Consider the following 26,184-nt stretch of genomic DNA (forward strand, 5'->3'; position numbering starts at 1 on the left):
TTTAAAGGACGGTACCGTTTCGGCAAGAAAAAGAAGGATAATGTACAATGTGAAACATATACATTCTTATATTTTTAAATAACCGGACCGCAGCCTACACCAGCATCAGACAGCCAAAGGGCTCCACTTCCACCAGTATCCGTCCCTCCGAGCGGATATTCCGTCCGGTCAGCAGGTCCACCAGCACATTGGAGCAGGAGCGGAAATTGGACAGCTCCAGCTGGTACGCATTCGGGGAATTATTAATAATCAGGCCAATGCTCTCATCATTGCTGCGCCGGATATACCCCAGGACATTCCGCGCTTCATCCGTGAACCAGGGACGGAATACGCCCCGGCGCAGCACCTCATATTCCTGTCTCAGCGTGATCAGCCGCCGGTACCATTCCTGAAGTCCGGTATGCTGTTCCTCTTCATTCCAGAGCATCGGCTTGCGGCAATGCGGGTCGGTGGCGCCCTCCATGCCGACTTCATCCCCGTAATAAATCATAGGTATCCCTATATACGTCATCTGGAAAAAGACGGCCAGCCTCATCCGGGCCATGGCCGTGGCTTCACGGTCCCAGCCCCGCCCTCCTTCCTTGCAGGCGGTCAGGAAACGCAGCGTATCATGGCTGCCAAGCAGCTGGAACATGGCGGAGTTCGCCTGATCATTGTACAGTGCCTCCTGGTGCAGCAGCTGCTCCATGAAGCGGACCGGTCCTGCTGTCTGCGCGGCAAAAAACTCCAGCACCGCATCCCGCAGCACATAGTTCATCCCCCCGTCAAACTGGTCGCCACGGAGCCATGGCCCGGAAGCGTGCATGATCTCGCCGATCAGCAGCAGATGCGGGAATTCACCCTTCAGCTCGTGCCGGAACCGGGTCCAGAAGGCCGGGTTCACCTCATTGGCGACATCCAGTCTCCAGCCGTCAATTCCCGCCTCGCGCACCCAATATTTGGCGACCTCCAGCATATAATCAGCCACCTCGGGATGATCCATATTCAGCTTGGGCATGGATGCTTCCGCCTTGGCGAAGGTCTCGTAGCTGGGAACCGGCGCGGTGCTTACCGGATAGGAATGGATGAAGAACCAGTCTTTATAAGGCGAGGCTTCTCCCTGCTCCAGTACATCCCGGAAGGCAAAGAAGGTGTCGCCGGAATGATTGAATACCGCATCGAGCAGGACTCTGATCCCCAGCCGGTGCGCTGTCCCGACCAGCAGCTTCAGATCGTCAAGCGTACCGAAGCCGGGGTCCACCTTATAATAATCGGTCGTATTATATTTATGCCCGGAGGGTGATTCGAAGATAGGTGTCATATAAATTGCGGTAACGCCAAGCTGCTGAAGGTAGGGCAGCTTATCGATGATGCCCTGCAGCGTGCCCCGGTTGTAGCTCTCGGGATAAATCTGATAGACCACGGCGTCAGCACTCCAGGCAGGCAGGTCAATGGCCTGCGTACGGTGGAGATAGGCATATTGGAATGCCCCCGCCTGTTCCCTGTTCTCTGAGCTTCCCCGTTCGCCGTACCATACATATTCACCTGAGGGATTTTCAATATGGAACAGATACCGGCATTTCCCGGACTCCACAGGAATGAGGGCTTCATAAACGTCATAAGCGCCGGCGCAGCCGGTCCGCTCCATCTCCTGCGGAAGCTCACGGCCGGGCGAATCATAGCGGTCCGCGTGGACCACCGTGCAGGACAAGGACTGTCCGCTCTGGACAAATAACCGGAGCTTCAGTATCCGGGGGCCTGCGGGGAAGGCGAAAGGGTCCTCCGCCGCGTGGTAAGCAAACAAACGTGTAGTCATACTGTCGGGTCTCCTTTGGAAGCAGCATAGAGCAGTCTCTGCAACTGTGTTATTATGACAGGTAGGGCAAGGTTCGCCGTTCAGGCGAAGGAATACCGTCAGGACCGGGAGGGATCATGATGAAAGTAACCATTAAAGATATTGCTAAGGCAGCGGGTGTTGCCAAATCGACCGTATCCAAGGTAATGAACGACTCTCCCAAAATATCGGAGGAAACGAAATCCCGGGTCAGAGAGATCATCAAGCAGATGAACTATACCCCAAGCAGTATCGCTACCGGACTGGCCCGGCAGAGCAGCAATACCATCGCTATCCTGATTGATATGTCCAAGGAGAGCGAATTCCTGAACCAGTTCTTCTATAACATTATCGGCGGGGTGGAGAGTGTCATCGGGCCTTTGAAATATGAGCTGACCATCGCCAATATTCAGCATGACCACGCGGAAAGCAATTTTCTGCAGCGGCTGGTATTGAACAAGCGCGTGGACGGCATTATCGCCAACACCTCTGTATTGACACCTGAGCTGTGTGCAGAGCTGAACAGGCTTGAATTCCCTTACATCTCCATCGGGGAGATCGCTGCTCCGGGAATCTGGGTCGATTGTGACAACGAGCTTGGAGGATACATGCTGACCAGACATCTCCTGGAGCAGGGTTTTTCTTCCGCAGCCTTCATCGGCGGCCAAAAGGATGAACCGCTGTTCCTGCGCCGCGCCGCCGGGTATAAGCGGGCGCTGGAACAGGCAGGCATCGCGGTACGCAGCGACTGGATTATTAACGGCCGGGCTGTGGAAGAGGACGGATATGCGGCGGCCAAGCTGCTGCTGCAGGGCAGCGATGCCCCCGGCTCCATCGTCTGCATGAGCAACTTCTCCGCTTACGGCGTACTGCAGGCTGCCCGGGAACTGCAGATACCGGTTCCGACGCAGCTGGGAATCGCCACATTCGATGAATACCCGTTATCGCCTTATACCTCACCGCCGCTGACTTCACTGAATATGGATACCTTCCAGCTCGGCGCCCGCGCAGGGCGGCTGCTGATGGATAAGCTGGATAACACATCTTCTGCCGCAAGCGGTCAGCTGCTGGAGCCGGAGCTGATTCCCCGCTTATCCTCCCGGCGGAGCAGCTCTGCAGACTAACGTGCAGCCTTAGATGCTCACTTGTTAGGAAACCGGTTTCTCTGATTTGAAAATACCATGCTGCCCGTCCTGTGTCAACGCATCAGAGCGAATCAGCCGCAGCACAAACACCCCTTTCCAAAGCCGGAAAGGGGTGTTCGCTTACCCGGAGGCCTGAGGGCAGCGGATAAACCGGAGTACCTCGTTCATCATAGCCGGGCTCTCCGCGCTGTGGCAGACCATATGTCCGCTGTTCTCCATAATCAGCACCTGCTTATGTCCGGCGGGGATGGTCTGCTGCAGGTAACCGGCACTCTTGAACTTCACCAGATGATCCCGCCTGCCCTGGACAATCAGGGTTGGCAGATCCACCTGGGGATAGATCCCGAAGCTCTCCCGGACCAGACGCTGGAACTCCCGGGTGGCCTTCATCGGGGTCGAGCCCCATTTGCGCAGATAATTCCGGATCATCTCCGGGCGGACCAGCGTCCGCAGAATCTCACCCGGGTTCAGCGGGAACACCGGGGTGGACAGCAGCGTAAGGGATTTGATCCGCGGGCCGTACTCTACCGACAGCCGGGAAGCAATCAGCGCTCCTGTAGAGAAGCCGATCAGGTGAACATCCGCTCCCCCGGCCAGCAGCTGGTTCAGCTCATCCTCGGCGCTCTGCCGCCAGTCCCTGCGGCTGGAATGGAGCAGCTCCTTCCGGCTGCCTCCGTGCCCGCTGAGGGTGAAGGTCCTGGACGGGTATCCGTTCCCCTCCAGAAACTGAGCCAGCGGAGAGACCTCATATTCGCCTCCGGTGAAGCCGTGTATCAATAGGCAGTGTTCCATGGTTATCCTCGTTCCACCTCTTTGAATTCATCCATTTATAGAAAAATAACCCATACAGCTGCCAAAGTCAAATTCTGCCCACTGCTATCTCTCCCACCAGGTCAGGCTTAATGCAGAAATAATCGTTCCGACTGCCGCACTTGAGGAGGTTACACTGGTGCTGAGGGCATTGCCCGGCGGGACAATGATGCTGCCGGTAAACGCCGGACTGAATACCCCCGGTGCGATCTGATAGGACGCCAGCACACTGCCGCCTGAAATGGCCCCTGTAGAGGACTGAACGGTCATAGCGCTGGCTGCTGCGCTGGCAAGATTATTATTCACCGGAGTCAGGGTGGATGGCGAGCTAAGCGTTCCTCCCCGGACAAGGGTGAAGCTCCCCGAGATGGAAGTCAGCAACGAGGTTCCTCCAATACTGCCGCTGACCCGGGAGAGATACAAGGTTCTCCCGCTGCCCGCAGGGTTGCTGATGAGCACAGAGACCGTTGCCGAGAGAAGCGACAGAATTATGGTCGCTGAATTGGAGGCATTGGCCGAGAAAAGCACAGCGGATTGCGAGGCGCTGATCTCAGGCGGAGCACTGATATCCGGCACCTGGAACGTATTGGTCATCTCCACATAAACCGGCTGGTCATTATCATTAATTACATAGTGATTAGGCATGGTTCACCCCTCCCGTTCTAGAATTCCCACCAGCTGATATTCCCCGTTGCCGCAGAGCTCCCTGATGCAATCGTTATAGTTATGGTAAGTGAGTTACCCGGCGGCAGGATAATTCTTCCGTCCAGATCGATTATGACAGGACCAATAGGCAGCAGCATCGACATTAATGTTGCCGGAGAACCGGTCGGCGCAGCAGCCGCTGTCCGGGCAACCGCCACACTGGTGACTGCACTGCCAAAATTATAATTGAGGGGAGTAACCACTGAGCCGCCCACCGTCGCATTACGCAGCAGAGTTAGAGTTACCGAAGCGGTACCCGAGCTTCCAATGACACGGGAAATATATAACGTCCGCCCGCTGCCGCCCGGATTGGACACCTGTATGACCAGCGGCGCTGAAGTCGTCACCGTGGAGGCAAACGGAATCCCGAACAGCAAGCCGGACATGGCAGCCCCCGCTTCAGGCAGGGAACCGATTCCGGGAGCTGCATAGGTATTGACCTGCTCGGTATACAGCGGCTGATTGTTCTGGTTAAATACTGCCTCATTCGGCATAGGCCTACTCCTCCTGTCGGTCTAGCATATTCTCATAGTATGCATAGCGGTCCGGCAGGTTGTTCGGCGATTTGCGTATTTTTGCAGGGCTAACCCAGTCATTCTCTTATGAGCTCCATATAGTATTATCACACCACTCGCGAATGGTTCCTGCCTTATTGCAGGCTCTTCCCACTGATCACCGGCAGCTTATAAAGGCTTAAGGACCCAGACGACGGTTTGGGTCTTAGTCATGAGTAATCTGCCGTTAAGCGAATCTACCAGGAAAGGATGAAGAATTGTGCCGAATTTCAGTTCATTCCAGGCCAACCCGGATAATCTGCGCACTCTCATTTTCGGGCGGGACCCCTCGACCCTGATCGACCGTCCGCTGACAACTGACGCCAGCGGTAATCTGACTACTGTTATCCTGAACGGGACCATCTCCAGCATCCTAGGCGCCACGATCACAGCCGGTACACTGACCTCCGCCGGTACAGTTACTAACCTGTTAAACGGTACTATCACCAGCGTCCTTGGCGCTACGATCACAGCCGGTACACTGACTTCTGCCGGTACGGTCACCAACCTGTTAGACGGTACTATCACCAGTGTGCTTGGTGCCACTATCACCGCTGGTACACTCACTTCTGCCGGTACAGTTACTAACCTGTTAGACGGTACTATCACCAGTGTGCTCGGCGCTACGATCACCGCTGGTACGCTCACTTCTGCCGGTACAGTTACTAACCTGTTAGACGGTACTATCACCAGTGTGCTCGGCGCTACTATCACCGCTGGTACGCTCACTTCTGCCGGTACAGTTACTAACCTGTTAAACGGTACTATCACCAGCGTCCTTGGCGCTACTATCACCGCTGGTACGCTCACTTCTGCCGGTACAGTTACTAACCTGTTAGACGGTACTATCACCAGTGTGCTCGGCGCTACTATCACCGCTGGTACACTGACTTCTGCCGGTACAGTTACTAACCTGTTAGACGGTACTATCACCAGTGTGCTCGGTGCTACTATCACCGCTGGTACACTGACTTCTGCCGGTACAGTTACTAACCTGTTAGACGGTACTATCACCAGTGTGCTCGGCGCTACTATCACCGCTGGTACACTGACTTCTGCCGGTACAGTTACTAACCTGTTAGACGGTACTATCACCAGTGTGCTCGGCGCTACTATCACCGCTGGTACACTGACTTCTGCCGGTACAGTTACTAACCTGTTAGACGGTACTATCACCAGTGTGCTCGGCGCTACTATCACCGCTGGTACGCTCACTTCTGCCGGTACAGTTACTAACCTGTTAGACGGTACTATCACCAGTGTGCTCGGCGCTACTATCACCGCTGGTACGCTGAGCAGTGTCACGTCCATTTCCCAGCGCAGCTTCATCGAGCTGCCTACGGCCGGAATCACAACCTCGGACACGTACACGCCTCTTCCGGCCAACAATACCAGCGTGCTTGGTACCTATTCTTATTTCATTGTCAACTCGGGGGCCAATCCGGTGAATACCCGGGTCGAGATCAGCGCGGACGGAACCAACTATTTCGTGGATACGACCGGAGACAATCCGCTGCCTGCGGGTTCCGTAGATGTCATAGTACCTGCACGGTTCCTGAAGTACACCCGGCTCTCCTATCAATCGGCCACACCGGGTGCGGCTTCTACGATTAATGTTATTTTTGACGCCCAAGGAACGTAAGCAGCAGCCCAGTCATACGATGCAGAAGCGAAGAGTGCATGGGAAGCCATGTACTCTTTCCTATGCCAAGGAGGAACGAATGTGAATACAACTGTCAGACCTACACTCGGAGTACAGCTCATCGTCAAAAATGAAGCCGAACTCCTCCCCCGCTGCCTCTCCACACTGGGCGGTGCGGATGAAATCATCGTGGTCGATACCGGTTCTACGGATCAATCCATAGCCGTTGCCGAGAAATATGGCGCAACGGTCGTTGAAGAGCCGTGGGCCGAAGATTTCTCAGCCGCACGCAATACCGGACTCACCCACGCCGCCAGTGACTGGATTCTCGTGCTGGATGCAGATGAGACGCTTCAGCATTCCGTAGAGTCTATCAAGGATAAACTCCGGGGCAGCACTGCGGAAGCTTATACGGTGCGCATCGAGAATCTGCTGGGAAGCCGGCCGGAGGACCGGCTGTACCACAGCAATGTGCGCCTGTTCCGCAACGGGCAGGGTTACCGGTTCTCCGGGAGAATTCATGAGCGTGTGGATGATTCTATCATCAGCAGACATGGAGCCGCCGCTATTGAACCCAGCGATATAGAAATTCTTCATTACGGCTACCTGCCCGGAATCATGAGCGCCAAAAACAAAATCAGCCGCAACGAACACCTCCTGCGCCTTGCGCTTGCGGAAGAGCCGGACGATCCCTTTTACAGCTATAATCTGGCGGTCACCTGCTGTCAGGACGGGCGGCTGCAGGAAGCCGAAGAGCTGCTGCGGAGGACCCTTGATACCGCTCCGCTTCAGGTCTCTTACCGCCCCTCTGTCATTCGTGACCTGTGTACAATCTATCAGGCGACCAGCCGGCTACAAGCGTTAGACAGCCTTCTGTCACGCGAATTGGCCCGTTATCGGGACTACCCCGACCTGCACTATATGCAAGGCCAGTCCTGGGAAAGCCAGGGCCACCTTGAACGGGCGTTCCAGTCCTACCAGCATGCGCTGGATACCGTCTCCGCCCCTGCTCCGCGCAGAGCGTATGTGACCGAACAAGGCATGAACAGCTTCCGCCCGCTGTACCGCATGGGTGTAATCGCGCAGCAGCTCGGCAATCAGCAGGAGGCTGCGCGCCTGTTCCACCGCGCCCTCCAGCATTACAATCTGTATCTTCCCGCACTGGAGGGGATCGCTGCGGCCTTTCAGGAGCTGGAGGTGCCGGATGGGGACATTGCAGGGTTGCTGATCCAGCTGGCCGGTACAGAGCAAAAGGTGTCGCGTAGCGCAATTATTGGCACGTTATATAAGCTGGGCGCTTACCAGGCCATTGCCAAGCTGCCGCCCGGACGGTTTCCGCTGGAGGAGGATACGCTGCTGTGCATCCTGTCCTCCTGGATCATTGCCGGCAAATATCATGCGTATATGCAGGCGGCAGCCAGGCTGCGTGCCGGCACCCTGCAGCTCTCCGCAAGGGGATTGGATGCTGTGACATTGCGGCAGCTCTGGCTCCTTGAAGCCGTCTCCACCTGGGAGCTGGGCGAGAAGCTGCAGGAGGAATTATGGCAGCAGGCGCCTGCGGAGCTGAAATCCGGACTTTTTGGACTGGATGCCCGTTTGGCATCATCCGGGCAAGGGGCCGGGCCTGCCGGTCTGCAAGCACAAGCTGCTCCCTCTGTTGACTCTGCGCTCCTTGGCGAAGTGATCCGGCTGTCTGTGAAGCTTCAGTACAAGACGCTTGGCAATACGCTGGCGGAATGCTTCCCCTCTCACACCAGCATTCTGGCAGAGGCGCTCTATGAGGAAGGCTGGCGCGCCGAGGCGGGAGAGCTGTTCATCAGCCTTGTAGACCGCAAGGAAGCATCCGGGGCGACGCTGCGGTATCTCGCGGAGCTGCTGGCGGATCAGGGGCATTATACCGAAGCCGCCGGGTGGTACCGGCTCGCGCTGGAGGATGATCCCGCCAGCGGGGAGCTTCACGCCGGTCTGGCACTCTGTTATCTGCATCTTGCCGAGCAGGGGCTGAAGGAAGTGACCGGCAGCTCCGGGGAAGAGCAGACTTCAGGAGCGCTTCAAGAAGATCTGGCCGCGATAACCCGTTCCATCGGCATATTGAACCGTACCCCCTGGCATACGAAGTGGACCTGTAAGCAGCGGCAGAGAGGGGCTGAGCTAAGCTTATGACCCAAACCCACAATAACCCGCTGATCACCCTGTGCATGATCGTCCGGAATGAAGCCGAGACCCTGGCCCGCTGCCTGCGCAGTGTCCAAGGAGCTGCAGATGAGATTATCGTGGTCGATACCGGCTCCACCGACTCCACCCCCTCCATTGCCCGCAGCTTCGGCGCCCGGATCATCCGGTTCCCCTGGACCGGAGATTTCGCGGCCGCACGCAATGCCGGCCTGGATGTGGCCCGGGGTACCTGGATTCTCGTGCTGGATGCAGATGAAGAGCTGGACCCCGAAAGCATCAAGGAGCTGCTGGTGTGCGCGAAGCATTTGGAGTATGAGGCTTTTTTTGTGCGGATTCATAATCATCAGGGAACGGACCGCGATTCGCCGACGCTTACCGTCAATCCGATCCTGCGCATGTTCAAGAACAACAAGGACTACCGCTTCAACGGAATCGTTCACGAACAGATTGCCGCCGGCATTGTGCAGGCTACCCCGGCTGCGGCGATGCATATGAGCCCCGTGATTGTTCATCATTACGGCTATGCCGAAGGGGTCGTGCAGAAGAAGGATAAAATCACCCGCAATCTGGAGCTGCTCAAGGCACAGCTGGAGCGGAGCCCGGAGGATGCTTTTAACCAGTTCAATCTCGCGGTGGAGTACATGCGGCTTGGCGATTACGGGCAGGCTCTGGAGCATATCCGGACTTCGCTGGACTGTGTGGTCCCGAATACGAGTTACATCCACCTGCTATATAAATATGAACTTCGCTGCCTGGCTGTCACTGGCAATATCCCGGGTGCACTGGAGGCTTGTGACCGGGGGATCTCGCTTTTCCCGGATTATCCGGACCTGCATCACCTCAAAGGCGCGCTGCTGCTCCAGGTATCCGCCTTCACTGAGGCCAAAGCTGCATTGTCCCAGGCGCTGGCCATCGGTGCTTCCCCGCCGGTCTATCATACCGAAGCCGGGATCGGCACCTACCACACTCATGTACTTCTGGGCCAGGTATGCCAGCAGATCGGCCAGGAGACAGAGGCTATCGCCTGCTTCACCAGGGCAGCCCAGCTCCACCCGGAGCCATGGCCGGTAATCGCCCGGCTCGTGCGGCTGTTCAAATGCTCAGGCCGCAGCCATGACCTCCGGGGCTGGCTGGCCGAGCATCTGCCCGCCAGCCTGGCGGAGCAGCGCCCGAAGCTGGTTCGCCTGCTGGTGATGGACGGCTGTTATGCCGCCGCTGCTGATGTGATGGAAGGCGGGGCGGAGGCGCTATCTGTTGCTGCTTGGCTTAAGCCATTGCGGCGCGCGGATGCGGCTTCAGCCGTTGAACTGGAGTTCAGCGGCATCAGCGCGCTGCTGGAGCATCCTGTGATTGCCGGGGCAGACGCCCGGCCAGCCGCCGCCGAAGCTGTAGCGGCCACAGTCCAGCCCTGGATATGCCTGGCCGACAAAGCTCTGGCTGCATTAGGAGCTTCGTCTGTTTTTTCACCGGCGGCTGCGGCCATTCGTCTTGCTCTCCCGCTTCCCAGACCCGCCGATTAGAAAGGAGCATCCAGTCGATGAATATTCCCGGGGTTTCCCTCTGCATGATCGTTAAGAATGAATCGCAGCATCTGGAGCATTGTCTGCGGTCCGTCCAGGGCATCGTGAGCGAGATTATCATTGCCGACACCGGCTCGACAGATAACAGTATGGATACCGCCCGCAGGTTCGGTGCCCGCATCCTCTCTGTACCTTGGGAGCATGACTTCTCCCGGGCACGCAACCGTACGCTGGAGCTGGCCACCTGTGCCTGGATTCTGGTGCTGGACGCAGATGAAGCCCTGGCCGGATGGAATCCGGAAAGGGTACAGAACCTGCTGGAGCCGGGGTCTGCGGAGGGGTATTTTCTGCCTTTTATTCATTATGTGGGGGAAGCTGCGGGACGGGAGTACGTAACGGACAATGTATGCCGGCTGTTCCGCAATGATGAACGCATCCGGTTCCGCGGGAGCATTCATGAAGAGGTGGCCTCCAGTATCTGGAGCCTGCCAGGGGGAAAGATTGCCTATGCCGGCCTGCCGGTCCATCACTACGGTTATCTGGACGGGGAGCTTCGGCGCAAGGATAAGGCCAGCCGCAATCTGGAGCTGATCCACGCTGCACTCCAGCTTGAGCCGGACAGCATTCCTCTGCGGTACGCACTGGGTACGGAGTATTATCAGCAGGGAGACTATAACGCAGCCGCAGAGCTGTTGCTTCCGCTGCTGAATGAAGTACCGGCTGACTCAGGGTATACTGCTGACCTGTATCTCAAGACAGCCTTTGCCCTCCAGGAGGGCGGGCAGCCTGCGGAAGCGGAGTCTGTCTATGAAGCCGGGAGCCGGCTCTATCCTGATTTCACCGATCTGCTGGAGAGCTATGCAGGACTCCTGCTGGAGCAGGGGCAGGCATGGCAGGCTTACCTGCTGCTTCAGCGGGCACTGGACAGCGGGAATACCTCGCATAAGTATCCCTCTTCCTCCGGCAGCGGCACCAGCCGCACCCGCCTGGCTGCCGGGCGGGTCTGCGAGCAGCTCTTCCGCTATGGCGAAGCGCTCGAGCATTACAGGCAGGCCGCCGGCTACGCCCCCGGCGAGCCTGCCGCCTGGGAGCAGCTGGCCACGCTGTGCCTGCTGTCCGGCCAAGAGGAGGAGCTGACGCATATTACCCGTCAGCTCCTCCCGGCCCTGCCCCGGCGAGTGCTGACCCGGCTGGTGCCGGCCGCACTCAATGCCCGCGCCGCCCGCTGGCTGGCGGCGCTTCTCGCAGCACCGCAGCTGCCGGAGGAGATCCGGCAGCTGCTTCAGGTGCTGCTGCGGGCGCTGTTCCGGGACGCGGAACAGCCCGAAGCCGCATCCGCCGCGCTTGCGCGGATGCAGCAGGAAGCGCCGGATGACCCGTGGGTATCCGGCTATCTGTGGGCCTTGTCCTGCCGCAGCGGCGGGATCGCCGAGGCAGGACAAGGCCAGGGGCGGCTGGCTGCGCTGCCGCCCGGCCCCGCGGCCGTGCGAAGCCGGCCCGCGCAGCAGAGCGCAGATGCTCCGCCCAGCTGGGCAGAGCAATCCCGCGCGACCCAGCTGCTGGTCCAGGCAGGCGCCTGGGAGGCACTGCTCCAGTTGGGCAGCCACTCAGACGCTGCCCGCTTCCGCTGGAGCAGACTGCCCTTGCCGCTGCTGCAAGGGCTGCTGGATGCACCGGCACCGTTTAAGGTGCAGTGGTGCGCCATGTACACCGGGCAGGCCGATCACCGCCCGCCCGCTGATGCTGCCGAATGGCTGCTCTATGCAGCCATCGCATGCTCCTGCGGGCAGGTCCCGCTGCTGACGCACGCCGAGGAACAGGCGCTGTGCCAATCCGGCAGCGCCGCTGCAACGGTTGGCCTCAGCTACCACAGGCTGCTGCTGGCAGCAGAGACGCACCCGCAGGGCGGCTCGCCGGCTGTCGGCAGCATTCCTTGGCTGCTGCTTGTGAAGTCGGCGCTTCAGAGCAGATGATGACAGGGATCATGACTATCCAGATTGACTTAATTTCATCTATGGCAGGACACCTTTTTTTGGCTAAATGCTCTGCCGGTAAACACTATATTCTTTAGCAATTACCCACCCATTAAGACCATATGAAGCGTAGATCACATAATAGTTGTAATTGTTATGTAGTAAACGTTCAAGCAAATCCTCTGTTCTTTCATAATACATCGGCCAAGCGGAGTCCTTTTGGTTATCTAACAATTTCTTATTGTCTTTGACAAATGAACTAATTTCGCATTGGCTAATATCAAGAAGAATACTCCCCTGCAACTGTGTTTCAAAAAAATGCGCCAGGATATCAATGAACTCAATTATTATGGGAACTGAATTGTCTTTGCCGCCCAATGTTTGGAATGTAATTTTTGACTTTTGCAAATCAACTGTATAAGAAACAATTTCATTATCATGAATGCTTTGCACCCAGATCAGCCTCCAAGGTCATTCATTACATTATTTTGATATCGATATTATATCTTTCTTTAATGCCAGGAAGAACACGACTTAGGAGATCAGTTTTATTGGTAAACCCTAAATAATAGTCATACTCCTTCTCATCAATTGAAGAATAATATTCCTGATGAAAAAGCACATTTAAATGCTGCTCAAACTCTTCTCCCTGCTTTATTACTACACATCTAAAAAGATTATCAATTTTAATCGCTTGCATTATATCTATTTTTTCCGTAACTGAAAACCATATTATTCTTGGCGGCGTAGGTGACTCATCCCAGTGAGGTATTGTTTCTGTCCAAGGCAAAACCCATTCAGAATTAATGAACCGGCACCTATCCAAAATGAACTTCTGCACATCGGCATCACAAAGAGGCATGTTGCGTTCATAAAAGGAAAAAAGTAAGGTCGAATTCTCAGCTAAAAACAAACTAAGAATCACAGCAAGGTCCTCATCTGTTTCATTATGTTTTATCATACCGTAAGACGACTTAATAATAATTTCCACTCTCTTCCCCCTAATTAATAATAATGTTGTGATGCAGGCTTTCCAGTCTTAGGGTCAATATATTGAAGATGGGCTTGTAACCCCAAGGTCAAAAGCTTTATTTTAAACTTCGATTATCATTAATCCATCTAGATACGATTCTATTGAGGAAGGTTCAAGCCAAGGCGATTCATTTGCCCTCACTGTATAGAAGCGTAGGACAATTTCTTCTCCGTCAAAGGATAGGACGAGAATAAACCTCTTATTGGGACTGAACTGCTTGTAAAGGATAGCCGCCCAACCTTCTATTATCTTTGTTGCCAGGATAAATACTAGAAATGGATTACATTCTCAGGGAAGAAGTCATTCAAATGAACATGGTTGTAATTTGCTTCAAATGCAGTTCTATCAGGGATAAATTGGTTTGATGAGAACTGACTTGGCAAGACATCATTCCTATCTTCCCTTAGCAAAACACACCCTTCCCATTCGAAAAATTCAGCGAAAATAACGTTATTAGCCATGTTGAAGTCAATTTTGATTTCTGTTTGTTTTTGTTTATGCGCTATTTCATCGAGAAACTTTTTCATCTTGGAATTTATCTTCAAGCATTCTATCATCCCCAGTCTCCCTCCTTCACCACGCCAAAAAGGCCCCGGCATAAGCCAAGGCCTCCCCCTTGCCGCTCCCTACCATCCATCCGTCATCCGTACCGGCCGGATCGCGCCATCTGCAAATTCCAGCCGGTCGATGCATAACATGCGGTTGCCAGGCTCGGGGTCTCCGATGATCCGGCGGTGGTAGACGATCAGCCATTCATCACGCTCCGGCAGATGCAGATATCCGTGATGGCCCGGGCCTTCTGCCACCGGCTCCTGCCTTTCCAGAATCGTCCCGTGGTTCGCAAAAGGTCCCAGCGGACTGGTGCTTACACCGTATGCGACCCGGTAGGTCCCGTTCGTCCATCCGCCCATCGACCACATCAGGTAATACAGGCCGTCCTTTTTGATCATACACGGCCCCTCCACGTACCCGGGCGGGGTTACCGAACGGAGGAGCTGCCCGTCTGCGAACGGAACGAACCCTGTCATGTCCTCATTCATCCGGCCCACATTGCAGTGTCCCCACCCGCCGTAATACAGATAGACCGCGCCGTCTTCATCCTTGAACAGATGAGCGTCAATCGGCTGGGCGCCATGGATGAACCGGTCAATTAACGGCCGGTGGAGATACCCCCGGTAAGGGCCTTCCGGGGTATCGGCCACGGCAATCTCCAGTCCCCCGGCTTCGCCGTCCTGCTGAATATCATTCGAGGCAAAGACCAGATAATGGCGGCCGTTATGCTCAAGCTGGGTCGGGGCCCAGACGGCTCTCCAGATCCAGGGGAAATCCTCCATGGCGATAATACTCTCATGGGTCTGCCAATGAATCAGGTCCGTGGAACTGAAGGCATCCAGATTCATCTGCCGGGTATATTCTGTGAATGATCTGGTAGCATAGATATAATGCCTGCCCCCATAAGTTCTGGCCTCCGGGTCAGCATACCAGCCCGGGATCACCGGGTTCGTAATTCCGCGCAAACGAATCTCCTCCCTTGCTCAACACTCGTACATACTAGTAGCTGATTGTATTTCGTGCAATAGAAATCGCATAACTGACCGTAAAATGAGATTCTATTGTAGTTCATACAGTGGAATGTTGGGATTTGTGTGAAAAAGGGCCTCTTTTCAACATTCAAATGTACCGAATACAATAGATTCTTTTTTGAAGCCTTTTTTGCAGCATTCCATTGTACAAAATGCAGTTGCTATCGTTCCAGCGCCTACAGTACCAGAATGACTGCTGCGGAACGAGGTACTGAGTAGCTGCGTTCGTAGCAAACAACTCAGAGATAAATGTATTCTGTGCAGCTAAAAACAGTGAAACAGATGGCTTTCCGCTTCTAACTGTATTCTGTACAACTACATTTGCCCGGATGGGAGGAAATCCAGATATAGCGGCATTTTAATTGCACCAAGTACATCTAAACAGAGATCCGGCGGCACATCCAGCGATTTAGTTGTACAGATTACAATTAAGCCCAATTATGCCCAATTAAGCCTATCCCCCGCACCCTAATCGGGCACGCGCACCCTAATCAAGCACATCAACCCTCAGCGAGCGATGAGCTAAACGAAATTTTCACACGTTTAAGCTGATGATACACCAGCAGCTTTACAACCTGTACAGCCCGCCATCCTCCTGCTCCCGCACCCAGACCTGCATGAAGCCGGGCTCCCGGTTGTCCCAGGCATAATAGGGGATGAACCTCAGCGGCCTGCCGGCTTCATCCGCACCCTCCAGCACCGTCACCCCGCCCAGCAGCTCCGGCTGGTGCTCCACCCGGAACTTCGCCCCGGGCGGAAGGGAGAAGGCATCATAGGAGCACCCGGGATGATCGGTCTGCTCCAGGCAATAGACCACCGGTCCCCGCTGAACGGCGACCCGTCCCCGGTCCGCCTCCACCTCCGGCTTGGCCCGCACCCGGTTCACGGGCATCTCCAGCTCAAGCACGACCGTATCTCCCGGCGACCATGTGCGGCTCAGTACAAGATATCCTTGGTCCATGCACTCTTCCGCCCTGGCGGTACCCTTGCCTTCTGCCTTCACCACCACCCGGTAGCCGCTGCACCACTCCGGCACCCGCAGCCGGAGACTGAACGCGGCAGCTGCAGCGGGACTCACCTCCAGCTCGATCCGGCCGTTCCAGGGATACCGGGTGCTCTGCTTCAGGCTGACGCCCAGTCCACTGTCCAGCACAAGCTCGGCTTCGCTGCTCATATATTGATTCACCGCCAGGCCCTCTGCGGTAACGGCATACACATATTGGCCGATAGCGGGGAGATAACGGGCCAGATTGGTCGGGCAGCAGGAGGTCTCGAACCAGGGCACCCGGTGATGCCCGCCCGGTGATGCCAGCGGATTCTCGTAGAAATACCTGTCTCCGGACAGCGAGATGCCGGACAAAGCACCGTTATACAGCTCACGCTCCACCACATCGGCGTACCGGCTGTCCCCGAAGGCCAGATTCATCCGGTGATTCCAGAAGACCATGGCTATAGCAGCGCAGGTCTCGCAATAGGCCGTCTCATTGGGCAGGTCGTAATCGGAGGTGAAGCCTTCATTATGCCTGGACGGGCCAATGCCGCCCGTCAAGTACATATTGCGTTCCACCGTATGGTTCCAGACCCGGTGCAGCGCAGCCGCATAAGCGGAATCGCCAGTAGTATGGACCACATCTGCCATAGCCGTGTACAGATACATCGCGCGGACGGCATGCCCGGTGACCTGCCTGATCTCGCGGACAGGAACATCATCCTGGCAATAAGCCGGGCCCCAATCCGGGTTATCCCAGATTGCACCCGCGCCGTAGCCATGGCCGCGCTCCTCCAGCAGCCACAGCGCCAGATTCAGGTAGCGGCTGTTCTGCGTCACACGGAACAGCTTCACCAGCGCCAGCTCGATCTCCTCATGCCCCTCCACCCAGTGGCGCTTGCCGGGGCCGAACACGCTGTCATAATGATCGGCCAGACGGCAGGCCACCTCCAGCAGCTCACGCTTGCCGGTAGCCTCATAATAGGCAACCGCCGCCTCGATCAGGTGGCCGCCGTTATACATCTCATGCTTCTCCATGTCCGTCCACTTTCCCTCGGGATGCTCCAGGGTAAAGTAAGCACACAGATAGCCGTCTTCTTCCTGTGCCGCCGAGATCAGCCCGATAATCCGGTCAGCCTCAGCCTCCAGCGCCGCATCCCGCTCCGACATCAGCGCATAGGCAATCCCTTCAAGCACCTTGTAGACATCGGAGTCGTTATAATATTTGCCCTCATAATGCCCTTCCAGCAGTCCTGCGGCCTTGGCAAAGTTATTGATGCGGCCGGTCTCCTCACATTTGGTCAAGCAATCCGGCAGGGTGGTCTGCCGGAGCACCTTCAGGCGCGGCTTCCAGAACTCGTCACTTATCGTTACACGGGTGAAGGACACGCCTTGCCAGGCATGAAGCTTCGCTTGTTGCTCTGCCATTTCTGCTCTCCGCCTCCTTTATCCTTTTAATCCCGTTAAGGTGATGCCCTCCAGGAAATAACGCTGGCCCAGCAGAAACACAATGACGCAGGGCAGAACGACCGTTGCTGAGGCAGCCATCAGCAGATCCCACTGCGCATTGTAGGTTCCCTGGAACATCTGCAGGCCCAGCGCGAGGGTGAACCATTTGTCGCTTTTCAGATAGATCAGCGGACCCATGAAGTCATTCCACGACGCCAGGAAGCTGAACAGGGCAACCACGATAATCGCCGAACGGCTTAACGGAAAAATAATCCGGGTATAAATCTGCCAATAACTCGCCCCGTCCACGAAAGCCGCTTCATCGAAATCGCGCGGGATGGTCAAGTAAAACTGCCGGAGCAGGAAGATATTGAAGATCCCGCCGCCGAAGTAGGCCGGTACAATCAGCGGATACAGCGTATCGTAGAATCCCATGAGCTGCCAGCCCAGAAAGCTTGGGATCATCGTCACCGCTGCCGGCAGCATCATGCTGGTCATCAGCAGGGCGAATACCGCATCCCGGCCCTTCCACTGAATCCGCGAGAATCCGAAGGCTGCGATGCTGCTCGTGATTACGGTCCCAACCAGTACAGTAACCACGATAATCAGCGTGTTCCGGAAGAAGATATCGAACGGCAGCAACGTAAGCGCTTTATGAAAATTGCTCCATTGAAACGGCGCGGGAATCCATTCCGGCGGCATGGTGAAGATCTGCGCCAGGTTCATCAGCGAGCTGCGGATCAGCCAGACAAACGGAATGATGAACATTCCCGAGATCAGGATCAGCGCCCCGTAGCCTGCGGCAAGTGACACCTTGGATGGCCTCAAGCGCGGTCCCCCCCTTCATAATACACCCAGGACTTCGAGCTCCTGAAGACGATAAAGGTGAAGAACAGAATGATGAGGAACAGCACCCAGGCCAGCGCGGACGCATAGCCCATCTCGGCATCCCGGAAGCCCGTTCTCCACAGATAGAAGACATAGAACAAGCTCTGATTATTCGGCCCGCCCTGCGTCAGAATATACGCTTCATTGAACACCTGGAAGGAGCCGATAATCGTCATGATTGTATTGAAAAAGATCGTGGGCGTGACCATCGGAATGGTCACATGGCTCAGCTTGTGCAGCCAGCCGCCCCCGTCCACCTCAATCGCCTCGTAATACTGCCGGGGAATGCCGGATAAGCCGGCAAGGAAAATAATCACGGTGCTCCCGATGCCCCATAACGTAGTAAGCACCACCGACGGAATAACACTGCTCTCCCCGTACAGCCAATTGCTGGTCGGCAGATGCAGACGGCTCAGCAGCGAATTAATGAGTCCGAGGTCAGGGTTAAGCAGCCACATCCAGATCATGGCCGAGGCTACCGCCGGAACGATACTCGGAAGGTAGATGATCGTGCGGAAGATGGCTCTTCCCTTGACGTTGAGATTGAGCAGCAGCGCGATGCCGAAGGAGATTAGAATGACCGAAGGTACGCGCAATAAGACGAAATAAAAGGTGATTCCCAGCGATTTATAGAACAGCTCATCCTCGCCTGAGAACAGCCGGACGTAATGCTCCAGACCGGTAAAAGCGGTCTGCTCCTTAAATACATTATAGTTGGTCAGGCTAAGCACCAGGCTTGCGATCATTGGCCCCAGCGTGAAGATGGCAAACCCGAGGATGGCAGGGGCCGTAAACAGCAGCCCGTAGAACATTCCCTTTCGCATATCGGCCTCCAGTCTATTCCTTGATATCGCGCCGCCCCTTAATCTGGGCCTGGGCCTTCTGCGCAATCGAGTCCATCGCTTCCTGGGCCGTCTGCTGCCCGAGCCACACCTTATCCAGCGCCGGATTGACCAGGTCCATAATATTATTGAAATTCTTCACATAGCCGGTCGGGGTCTGATGCCCTTTGGTCAGAATCACATCGACAATGGCTTCCTTATAGCCGGACGGTCTGGCGTCCAGATTCTCCGTCCATTTGGCCAGAAGTGCAGGATCGGTATACCAGTCCTTGGGGGCCGGCATCCAGGTTCCGGCGGTCAGCATGTCAATGGAGGCTTCAGGATCAAGCAGCGCCTTCAGCAGCTCCCAGGCCTCCTGGGGATGCTTGGAGGATTTGAAGATGGAGAACATGCCGCAGACGACGGTGGTCACCGGCTCCTTCATCACAGGCATGACCCCGACATTGAAGTTGAACTTGGATTGGGCGAGGGCTGCACTGGCCCATTGCCCGTCTACCGTCATCGCTACCTTTTTGGTCTGGAGCGCCACATTGGTCGCCGGAATATTCTTGGACTGCACCGGTGAAGGAGAGACATGGTGGACATTGATCAGGTCGGATATTTTCTGCAGCGCCTCCACCGCCTCCGGCTGGTTCAGCCCGAAGGTTTTGCCGTCTGCAGAGATGAAATCCCCGCCGTTGGAATAAATGAAGTTGCTGTATACCCCCCACCAGGTGGAGATGTTTGCTCCATATTGCTTGATTTTTTTGGGATCGAAGTCCGGGTCAGCCGCTGTTTTGCCATTGGTATCCACGGTCAGCTTTTTGGCCACCTCAACGAATTCATCCCAGGTCCAGGCATCCGCCACATTCGACGGGGGAGGTGCTATGCCGGCGTCCTTGAAGATATCCTCATTGTAGAACAAGCCGAAGGATTCCGGTCCGGGGCCGATTCCGATCACATTGCCCGGCTCCAGGGAATAGGTAATATTAGGAACCAGCGTATCGGGACTGATCTCGGTATCCGTATCGAGAAATTCCTGGAGATTATAGAACTTGCCCTGCTCCGCCATCGGAAAAGCAATCGTACCCGACTCCATCATCGCGATGTCAGGCACATCATTGCCGGCAACCATCGTGGTCAGCTTGGTATCATAATCAGCAGCAATGTGCTGAAGCTCAACCTTGACACTCGGATGCTTGGCCTCGAAATTCTGGATGGCTTTTTTGTAAGGAGCTACTTCCTCCGGTGAGCCCCAGACCGTCATCCGCAGCGTAATCTTTTCCTTCGGCCCGGCATTCCCCGAAGACGCGGAAGCCCCGGGATCTGCCGGTTCAGCCTTCGAGCAGGCAGACAACACAGCGGCAAGCATCAGCACCAGAGCCATGGCCAGGAAGACCGATTTCTTGGGTTGCAACATATTTTGAGCCCCTCTCCATACTTAAGTTCACTTAAGTTCAACCGGTCATAGCTGCAGTCTATGATGCTTTTAGTATAAAATATTAGATAGCGCTTACATAACCCTAATCTCTTTGGATTGGTGGACTGGGATTGGGCTTACCGCGGCAATGTGATACGCACCCTGGTTCCCTGTCCCGGCGAAGAGTGGATCGTGATTCCATACGCACTCCCATAGGTCATCTGAATGCGGTCAATGGTATTCTTAATGCCCACCGAAGCAGACTTATGGTGCAGAATCCTGTCTACTGTCTCCCGGCTCATGCCGCGCCCGTTGTCCTCCACCTCGAAATACCGGACTGCACCCTCCAGCCAGCCGCGGATACGGATGATGCCGCCCGATCCGGTCTGGTCGAAGCCGTGCAGAATCGCATTCTCTACGAACGGCTGGAACAGCAGCCTCGGCACCTCCGTCTCCATAAGAGAGGGGTCCATATCGTACTCGACAGTGAATTTGTCCTCGAAACGAATCGACATAATATAGAAGTAATTCTGCATCCAGTCCATCTCTTCGGACAACGGTACAGCGTCCCAGGTCTTCCTGGAGGTATAGTGCAGCATGCTTGACAGGCAGACCAGCATCCGGCTAAGCTCCTGCTGATCATTCTCAATCGCCGTCCAGTTCATCACATTCAGCGTATTGTAGAGGAAATGCGGATGCATCTGCATGTTCAGCGCCTGAATCTCGGCTTCCTTCTCCTTCAGCCTGATCTCATAATTCTCCGTGACGAGCAGGTGAATCCGGTCATTCATCCGGTTAAAGCGCTGGGTCAGGATGCCGAATTCGTCATGGCCCACCACCTCCACGCGGGTCTGGAAATCTCCCTCTGCAACCGACCTCATCGCACTTAACAGCCGCTTGATCGGCTTGGTGATTTTACCGGCCATGAAGTAGGCGAAGCTCAAGGCCACGATTCCCAGGACTACCGCCAGAACCGTAAGGGACGTACGAATCACCGGCACGAAGCTGCTCACCAGCCCCGCCTCCGGCATCCACACCACCGACAGCCACCCGGTAACCTCGGAACGGTCGAAGCAGACGATGAACACTTCGCCGTTCAGCTTTATCCGCCGCGCCCCGCTGTTCTCCTGCTGCAGCTCGTCCAGCCAGGCTTCCTTGTTCGTCTGCGCAGCAATCCCCGGCTCACTGCCGGCGACCACCCTGCCCTGCGGATCAAGCAGCAGATACTGCGAGCCTCCCGGAATGCTGCCCGAATACAAAGAATTCAGCACCTCGGATTTGAAGCTGATGACAAGCACAGGGCGTTCCACGCCGGCATCCATTTTGGCGAGCTTGGTATTGCCCAGATAGGTGAAGTCAAGCAGGCGTGCAGCCGAGAACAGATTCCGGAATTCCAGATTCCCTTCCTGCAGGTAAGGCTGGTTGAACATGGTTACGAAGTCATACGTGGGAATCCACACCAGCTTGCCTCCTGCCTGCCGGGCCATCCGGTCAATCTCTGATTGCGTGGGCTCCCCTTGGGGCAAGGTCTGTCCGAAGGTGAAGTAGGAGGTCCACAACTGATAGGCATAGATATCCTGATTCTGTGAAAAGGTCTTGCCCAGCACAGCCGTCACCTGCCGGTCCGCTGAGAACAGCTCCGCCGGGTTGGCGGGATCAAGCTGGCTGAAGATACGGAACAGATCCTTATCGAGAAATAAGGACATACTGTTCTGGTCGATGATCCGCAGCTTCGTATCCATGACCTCATTGCTCTTTTTGACAATCTCATACACATTTTTTTGGGCCTGCTCCGTAATGATCTTCAGGCTGGTCCGGTAGAACAACGCTCCCAATACAAGCAGAGGAATCGCAATCAGCAGGATGTAGCTGGCCAGCAGCCGGTAACGAAAGGTAATCCTCATGCTTCCCGCTTCCTTTGGGAGAGTACCTGCTGGTAGGCCTTTGGCGACAGGCCGTAAGACTTCTTAAACACGCGGCAGAAATATTTGGTATCCTGAAAGCCGCATTCCTGCGCAATCTCGTATATCCGGTGCTGTGGCTCCGCAAGCAGTGTCTTGGCCCGCTTCATCCGGGCTGCCGTCACATGCTCAGAGAAGGTTTTGCCGGTCCTGCCTTTGATCAGCGTACTGAAATAGGAGGGATTGAAGTGGAAATGCTCAGCTGCCCGCTCCAGCGTAAGCTCCTCCTTCATATGCTGCTGTATCCAGCTTAGGCATTCAGCGATCATGCTCTCCCCCTGATCCTGCCGGGCTACGGTTAAGGCCAGATGAGCTTCGCGGACTGCTTCGCCCAAATGAGCGACCAGTCCGCTGTAGGTGCTGCATGAACGGATCAGCAGCGTGGCCGTATCGGTCAGGAGCTGCGCCGTCTTTTTGCCCAGCAGCTCCTGATGCTCACTGCGGACCTGAAGCAGCATCAGCGAGGCCTGCTCCTTCAGCAGTACCGGGCTGGTCCGCCCGCCGTCTGCCAGCCGTTCGACCTGCTCCGTGCAAGCCTCCTGAACCAGCGCGGCATCATCTGTGTGCAGCGCGGCATAGAGCTTACCCCAATCCGCAGCAATGACTTCCGGGGCTGTCATCCACTCATCCGCGAACAGCAGCCCCTGCCGGAAATCGTAAAAGTTGTAGCTGTTCACCATACGGGCGGCAAGATATGCATCCGGTGCTTCCGCCAGCAGGGAGCGGCATGGCGGCCCGATGCTGTGGACAAGCTGCCCTGCACCCGGCCACTCCGCCGCGAGCGCCCGGGCGATCCCCCTCGCCTCCTCGCGCTTCTCCCGGGTCAGCCGGTGCTGGACCGCCAGGGTAACGGCGGACAGCAGGCCATCCTCCGGTATCCTGTTCAGGGGAACCGTTACGGACCTGCCCCACTGATTCCAGGCCCGCTCCAGAGCGCAGGTGAAGGCGGCGCTGTCCGGGCTGTCACCGCAGTCTTTCAGCTCCGAGTACACGATAGCCCCGCCCCCCTTCAGCCACTCATACGTCCTCAGCTCCTCCAGCTCCTGCGGGGCGGCGCTTCCGTTCAGCCAGGACATTATCAGCCGGCTCAAGTATGCGGAGGAAGCCAGCGCAAGCCGCTGCTGCAATTCCTCCTCCTCCCTGCGCTGCTCCTGCTCTGCGTTCAACAGCAGGTCGATCCGGCTTAACACATCAGCGATTTTTTCGATATCCACCGGCTTCAGCAGGTAATCATACGCGCCGTGCCGTACCGCCTTCTGCGCATACTCGAACAGATTGTAAGCGGATACCATTACAACCCTGGTGCGGAGGCGCTCGGTCTTCAGCCGCTCCAGAAATTCAAGTCCGTCCATGCCGGGCATGCGGATGTCCGTCAGTATAGCGTCCGGCTGGTGAGCTTTCGCCCAGGCCATCGCAGACAGGCCATCCTTTACCGCTTCCACCTCATCCCCCGGCCGCAAGCGTCCGATCAGATTGACCATCCCTCTAAGATGTCTGGGCTCATCATCCACGATCAATATTCTCATTATGCTCAGCCCCCCAAGATTGGCTTACAGCCGCTGTCAGCCGCAGCGTTGCCCTTATTATAGAAGCCATCCCGGTTCATTCCTAGTGGATTCATATTGGAAAGGTGGATTTTCCCTATAGCTGCACCAAAATTTCCTCTAAGGCCGGCGGCTATGGTAAACTTTGTTTCTGATATTTGATCCACAAGGAACAAGGAGGCAGACAATTCATGGGTGGAACGAATGTATGGGATGCGGAGTGGGAGGTTAACGAAGAGCAGGCGCGGACGCTGATCGGCAGACAATTCCCTCAGCTGTCATCGAAGCAAGTGAAGCGACTGGGCTGGGGCTGGGACAATACTGTTTTTCTCATCGGTGACGAGTATGTGTTCCGGTTTCCAAGAAGGACGTTTGCAGTTGGCGCGATTCGTATGGAAGGGAAGCTGCTGCCGCAGCTGGAGGCATATTTGACCATCCCCTATCCGAAGCCGTTGTTTTATGGCGAAGCAAGTGACGAATACCCGGCACCATTTCTTGGCTATACCCACGTGCCAGGCGATTTCCCCATCGGTTTGACGGAAGAGCGCCGGGCTTTATCGGCAGAGACGCTGGCGGTATTTTTACGGAGATTGCATGAGTTCCCGGTGCAGGAGGCGCTGAAATGCGGAGTTCAGCAAGATCATCGCAACCTGACGGACATAGCCTCGCGCAAAGTGAAATTGGAGGGCTTCCTATCGAAGGTGGCTGAACACTTGTCGCCGGAGGAGTCCGGTATGATCGAAGCGTATATTAACGGGCTGCACAAGGACCGTGTCGAGGCGGTGAACACACTGCTGCATGGCGATCTTCATTTCAAAAATATGCTTGTGAACGGGAACGGGATCGTTTCCGGCATCATTGATTGGGGCGATCTGAGCGTAGGCCATCCGGCTTGCGATTTAAGCGTTGCTTATAGCTTTTTACCACCTTACGCCCGCGGCGTGTTTTTCGAAACGTACGGAGGAGCGGACGCGGAAACGAAGCTGCTGGCGCGGCTGATGGCGGTATACATCCCCATGCTGATCTTAATGCAAGCGGCCGATGACGGGAATGATGCGGTTGTGGCCGAGGCGAAATCCAACATCATGCGGGCACTGTCAGATTAGGCTCATTAATTCGTTTTAATATAGCCATATTTAAAAAAGGACTCCCCTGCAGCTGTCCAATGACTGTGGGAGTCCTTCGCTCTTTTTCCTGTTTCCTATTTCTTATTTCCACCTGCCTGCTTCTGCTTGCCTGCGTTCTAACCCCTTATCTCCGGCCTTCTCCCCTAATCCGCTCCGCTTTCCGCATCCGGCGTATTATTGATGCCTGCGGCAGGCGCGGGGCTCTCCCCGCCACCCGCATTCCCGTCTGATCCGGCGGGGGTGGAGCCGGAGCCATTGCCGCCGGAAGGCGTACCCTCCGTGCCGGAGCTGCCCTTCCCGGTGCTAAGCGAAGGGGCCGGGATGGCGATGCCCGGGGCGCTGCTGCCGTTCTCGCCGACCGGCTTGCCCTGGTTGTCGTAATAGTACATCGGGACATCGCCGACAACCATGAGGTAGGAGACGGGGATCTCGGTGTCCACCACCTGCGGCTCCATATCGAACGGGACGACAACGGCGACCTCAGTCACGATATGAATATAGACCTCAACGAGGATCATATTAATTCCGGCATTCTTCTGCCTGGTGTTCAGCTCCACCTTGACCGCCCCCTGCGGCTCGACCTTGACCGGAATATCCGGTCCGTAGGAGGCAATCAACGGGCTGCCGAGCGCCTGGCCGAGCGGAATATGCTCTGTCCGGTTATGCAGCTCCTGCAGGGTGGACTGGATGACCTCGGCAGCCTGCGAGGTAATCCGCATATGCTCCTTGTAGTTGAGCATGAAGCCGGAGATTTTGCCGTTCTTATCCGTCTTCCAGTCGATCAGTGCCTCTGCGTTCCCGCCATCTGCCACCTGGGACGTAATCGCTTTATTAATGGATTCGGTTGCAATCTGCTTCACGCGGATCTGAGCCAGGTGGGTAATCGGCGGCTTCAGATGCTTCTCGACATAACGCAGCCCCTGAAGCACAGCCAGCAGCAGCAGCAGGCTCAGAATGATCCAGAACCTGGCCCGTCTGCGCGGCCTCTGGCCTGCTCCGCCCGCTGTCTCCACCCGCTTCCCAGACCGGCTGC

21 protein-coding genes are annotated in these 26,184 nt (G+C 56.0%); 6 read left to right on the forward strand and 15 right to left on the reverse strand.

Annotation, left to right across the window (positions count from 1 at the left end; translation table 11 throughout):
* Window positions 1-94 precede the first annotated feature (94 nt).
* Window positions 95-1,795 carry an alpha amylase N-terminal ig-like domain-containing protein gene (locus tag MHI24_RS10835; protein ID WP_340025643.1) on the reverse strand — a complete coding sequence of 567 codons (1,701 nt, stop codon included), beginning with the start codon at window positions 1,793-1,795 and terminating at the stop codon, window positions 95-97.
* 116 nt (window positions 1,796-1,911) lie between these two features.
* On the opposite strand from MHI24_RS10835, the gene MHI24_RS10840 reads away from it, so the two are divergent.
* On the forward strand, window positions 1,912-2,937 hold the full coding sequence (locus tag MHI24_RS10840; protein WP_340025644.1) for a LacI family DNA-binding transcriptional regulator: 1,026 nt from the start codon (window positions 1,912-1,914) through the stop codon (window positions 2,935-2,937).
* 141 nt (window positions 2,938-3,078) lie between these two features.
* Here the strand turns inward: MHI24_RS10840 and MHI24_RS10845 are convergent, their stop codons facing one another.
* The 3 genes from MHI24_RS10845 to MHI24_RS10855 form a co-directional block, all read right to left on the reverse strand.
* The gene (locus tag MHI24_RS10845) at window positions 3,079-3,750 is read right to left on the reverse strand and encodes an alpha/beta fold hydrolase (RefSeq protein WP_340025645.1); all 672 of its coding nucleotides are present in this window, start codon (window positions 3,748-3,750) and stop codon (window positions 3,079-3,081) included.
* A gap of 84 nt (window positions 3,751-3,834) precedes the next feature.
* Window positions 3,835-4,413 carry a hypothetical protein gene (locus MHI24_RS10850; protein WP_340025646.1) on the reverse strand — a complete coding sequence of 193 codons (579 nt, stop codon included), beginning with the start codon at window positions 4,411-4,413 and terminating at the stop codon, window positions 3,835-3,837.
* Between the two features lie 17 nt (window positions 4,414-4,430).
* Window positions 4,431-4,967, reverse strand: coding sequence for a hypothetical protein (locus tag MHI24_RS10855; RefSeq protein WP_340025648.1), 537 nt, complete (start codon window positions 4,965-4,967; stop codon window positions 4,431-4,433).
* Window positions 4,968-5,247: 280 nt separating this feature from the next.
* Here MHI24_RS10855 and MHI24_RS10860 point away from each other — a divergent pair, with 280 nt between their 5' ends.
* The 4 genes from MHI24_RS10860 to MHI24_RS10875 all read left to right on the forward strand — a co-directional run bounded on the left by MHI24_RS10860 (window position 5,248) and on the right by MHI24_RS10875 (window position 12,337).
* Window positions 5,248-6,669, forward strand: coding sequence for a DUF6385 domain-containing protein (locus tag MHI24_RS10860; protein ID WP_340025649.1), 1,422 nt, complete (start codon window positions 5,248-5,250; stop codon window positions 6,667-6,669).
* 81 nt (window positions 6,670-6,750) lie between these two features.
* The gene (locus MHI24_RS10865; protein WP_340025651.1) at window positions 6,751-8,832 is read left to right on the forward strand and encodes a glycosyltransferase; all 2,082 of its coding nucleotides are present in this window, start codon (window positions 6,751-6,753) and stop codon (window positions 8,830-8,832) included.
* Window positions 8,829-10,364 carry a glycosyltransferase gene (locus tag MHI24_RS10870; protein ID WP_340025652.1) on the forward strand — a complete coding sequence of 512 codons (1,536 nt, stop codon included), beginning with the start codon at window positions 8,829-8,831 and terminating at the stop codon, window positions 10,362-10,364. Before MHI24_RS10865 ends, MHI24_RS10870 begins: the two co-directional genes overlap by 4 nt.
* Before the next feature lie 17 nt (window positions 10,365-10,381).
* Window positions 10,382-12,337, forward strand: a complete 1,956-nt coding sequence (locus MHI24_RS10875) for a glycosyltransferase (RefSeq protein ID WP_340025653.1) — start codon at window positions 10,382-10,384, stop codon at window positions 12,335-12,337.
* A 63-nt stretch (window positions 12,338-12,400) separates the two neighbouring features.
* Here MHI24_RS10875 and MHI24_RS10880 read toward each other — a convergent pair whose 3' ends face one another.
* From MHI24_RS10880 to MHI24_RS10925, 10 genes are all read right to left on the reverse strand, one after another.
* On the reverse strand, window positions 12,401-12,790 hold the full coding sequence (locus tag MHI24_RS10880) for a hypothetical protein (RefSeq protein WP_340025654.1): 390 nt from the start codon (window positions 12,788-12,790) through the stop codon (window positions 12,401-12,403).
* Between the two features lie 25 nt (window positions 12,791-12,815).
* Window positions 12,816-13,328 carry a hypothetical protein gene (locus tag MHI24_RS10885; protein WP_340025655.1) on the reverse strand — a complete coding sequence of 171 codons (513 nt, stop codon included), beginning with the start codon at window positions 13,326-13,328 and terminating at the stop codon, window positions 12,816-12,818.
* A 311-nt stretch (window positions 13,329-13,639) separates the two neighbouring features.
* Window positions 13,640-13,969, reverse strand: coding sequence for a hypothetical protein (locus MHI24_RS10890; RefSeq protein WP_340025656.1), 330 nt, complete (start codon window positions 13,967-13,969; stop codon window positions 13,640-13,642).
* A 27-nt stretch (window positions 13,970-13,996) separates the two neighbouring features.
* On the reverse strand, window positions 13,997-14,887 hold the full coding sequence (locus MHI24_RS10895; protein ID WP_340025657.1) for a glycoside hydrolase family 43 protein: 891 nt from the start codon (window positions 14,885-14,887) through the stop codon (window positions 13,997-13,999).
* A 634-nt stretch (window positions 14,888-15,521) separates the two neighbouring features.
* A complete protein-coding gene (locus MHI24_RS10900) occupies window positions 15,522-17,369 on the reverse strand; it encodes a beta-L-arabinofuranosidase domain-containing protein (protein WP_340025658.1) in 1,848 nt (615 codons plus the stop codon).
* An 18-nt stretch (window positions 17,370-17,387) separates the two neighbouring features.
* On the reverse strand, window positions 17,388-18,218 hold the full coding sequence (locus tag MHI24_RS10905) for a carbohydrate ABC transporter permease (RefSeq protein ID WP_340025659.1): 831 nt from the start codon (window positions 18,216-18,218) through the stop codon (window positions 17,388-17,390).
* Entirely contained in the window at window positions 18,215-19,102 is an 888-nt protein-coding gene (locus tag MHI24_RS10910; RefSeq protein WP_340025660.1) for a sugar ABC transporter permease, read from the reverse strand. Before MHI24_RS10910 ends, MHI24_RS10905 begins: the two co-directional genes overlap by 4 nt.
* A 13-nt stretch (window positions 19,103-19,115) precedes the next feature.
* The gene (locus MHI24_RS10915; protein ID WP_340025661.1) at window positions 19,116-20,519 is read right to left on the reverse strand and encodes a sugar ABC transporter substrate-binding protein; all 1,404 of its coding nucleotides are present in this window, start codon (window positions 20,517-20,519) and stop codon (window positions 19,116-19,118) included.
* Window positions 20,520-20,656: 137 nt separating this feature from the next.
* Window positions 20,657-22,423, reverse strand: a complete 1,767-nt coding sequence (locus MHI24_RS10920; RefSeq protein WP_340025662.1) for a sensor histidine kinase — start codon at window positions 22,421-22,423, stop codon at window positions 20,657-20,659.
* Window positions 22,420-24,006, reverse strand: coding sequence for a response regulator (locus tag MHI24_RS10925; RefSeq protein ID WP_340025663.1), 1,587 nt, complete (start codon window positions 24,004-24,006; stop codon window positions 22,420-22,422). Before MHI24_RS10925 ends, MHI24_RS10920 begins: the two co-directional genes overlap by 4 nt.
* 209 nt (window positions 24,007-24,215) lie before the next feature.
* Here MHI24_RS10925 and MHI24_RS10930 point away from each other — a divergent pair, with 209 nt between their 5' ends.
* Window positions 24,216-25,130 carry a phosphotransferase gene (locus MHI24_RS10930; protein WP_340025664.1) on the forward strand — a complete coding sequence of 305 codons (915 nt, stop codon included), beginning with the start codon at window positions 24,216-24,218 and terminating at the stop codon, window positions 25,128-25,130.
* Between the two features lie 164 nt (window positions 25,131-25,294).
* Here the strand turns inward: MHI24_RS10930 and yunB are convergent, their stop codons facing one another.
* On the reverse strand, window positions 25,295-26,164 hold the full coding sequence (gene yunB, locus MHI24_RS10935; protein ID WP_340026651.1) for a sporulation protein YunB: 870 nt from the start codon (window positions 26,162-26,164) through the stop codon (window positions 25,295-25,297).
* Between the last annotated feature and the right edge of the window lie 20 nt (window positions 26,165-26,184).

The sequence above is a fragment of the Paenibacillus sp. FSL K6-1096 genome (genome assembly GCF_037977055.1).
Classification (GTDB): Bacteria; Bacillota; Bacilli; order Paenibacillales; family Paenibacillaceae; genus Paenibacillus_AQ.

Excerpts from the sequence above, each read along its gene's own strand:
- MHI24_RS10845 (WP_340025645.1), bottom strand. The coding sequence starts at position 3,750 with ATGGAACACTGCCTATTGATACACGGCTTCACCGGAGGCGAATATGAG.
- MHI24_RS10915 (WP_340025661.1), bottom strand. The coding sequence starts at position 20,519 with ATGTTGCAACCCAAGAAATCGGTCTTCCTGGCCATGGCTCTGGTGCTG.
- MHI24_RS10855 (WP_340025648.1), bottom strand. The coding sequence starts at position 4,967 with ATGCCGAATGAGGCAGTATTTAACCAGAACAATCAGCCGCTGTATACC.
- MHI24_RS10870 (WP_340025652.1), top strand. The coding sequence starts at position 8,829 with ATGACCCAAACCCACAATAACCCGCTGATCACCCTGTGCATGATCGTC.
- MHI24_RS10835 (WP_340025643.1), bottom strand. The coding sequence starts at position 1,795 with ATGACTACACGTTTGTTTGCTTACCACGCGGCGGAGGACCCTTTCGCC.
- MHI24_RS10900 (WP_340025658.1), bottom strand. The coding sequence starts at position 17,369 with ATGGCAGAGCAACAAGCGAAGCTTCATGCCTGGCAAGGCGTGTCCTTC.
- MHI24_RS10840 (WP_340025644.1), top strand. The coding sequence starts at position 1,912 with ATGATGAAAGTAACCATTAAAGATATTGCTAAGGCAGCGGGTGTTGCC.
- MHI24_RS10910 (WP_340025660.1), bottom strand. The coding sequence starts at position 19,102 with ATGCGAAAGGGAATGTTCTACGGGCTGCTGTTTACGGCCCCTGCCATC.
- MHI24_RS10925 (WP_340025663.1), bottom strand. The coding sequence starts at position 24,006 with ATGAGAATATTGATCGTGGATGATGAGCCCAGACATCTTAGAGGGATG.
- MHI24_RS10850 (WP_340025646.1), bottom strand. The coding sequence starts at position 4,413 with ATGCCTAATCACTATGTAATTAATGATAATGACCAGCCGGTTTATGTG.
- MHI24_RS10920 (WP_340025662.1), bottom strand. The coding sequence starts at position 22,423 with ATGAGGATTACCTTTCGTTACCGGCTGCTGGCCAGCTACATCCTGCTG.
- MHI24_RS10890 (WP_340025656.1), bottom strand. The coding sequence starts at position 13,969 with ATGCCGGGGCCTTTTTGGCGTGGTGAAGGAGGGAGACTGGGGATGATA.
- MHI24_RS10930 (WP_340025664.1), top strand. The coding sequence starts at position 24,216 with ATGGGTGGAACGAATGTATGGGATGCGGAGTGGGAGGTTAACGAAGAG.
- MHI24_RS10875 (WP_340025653.1), top strand. The coding sequence starts at position 10,382 with ATGAATATTCCCGGGGTTTCCCTCTGCATGATCGTTAAGAATGAATCG.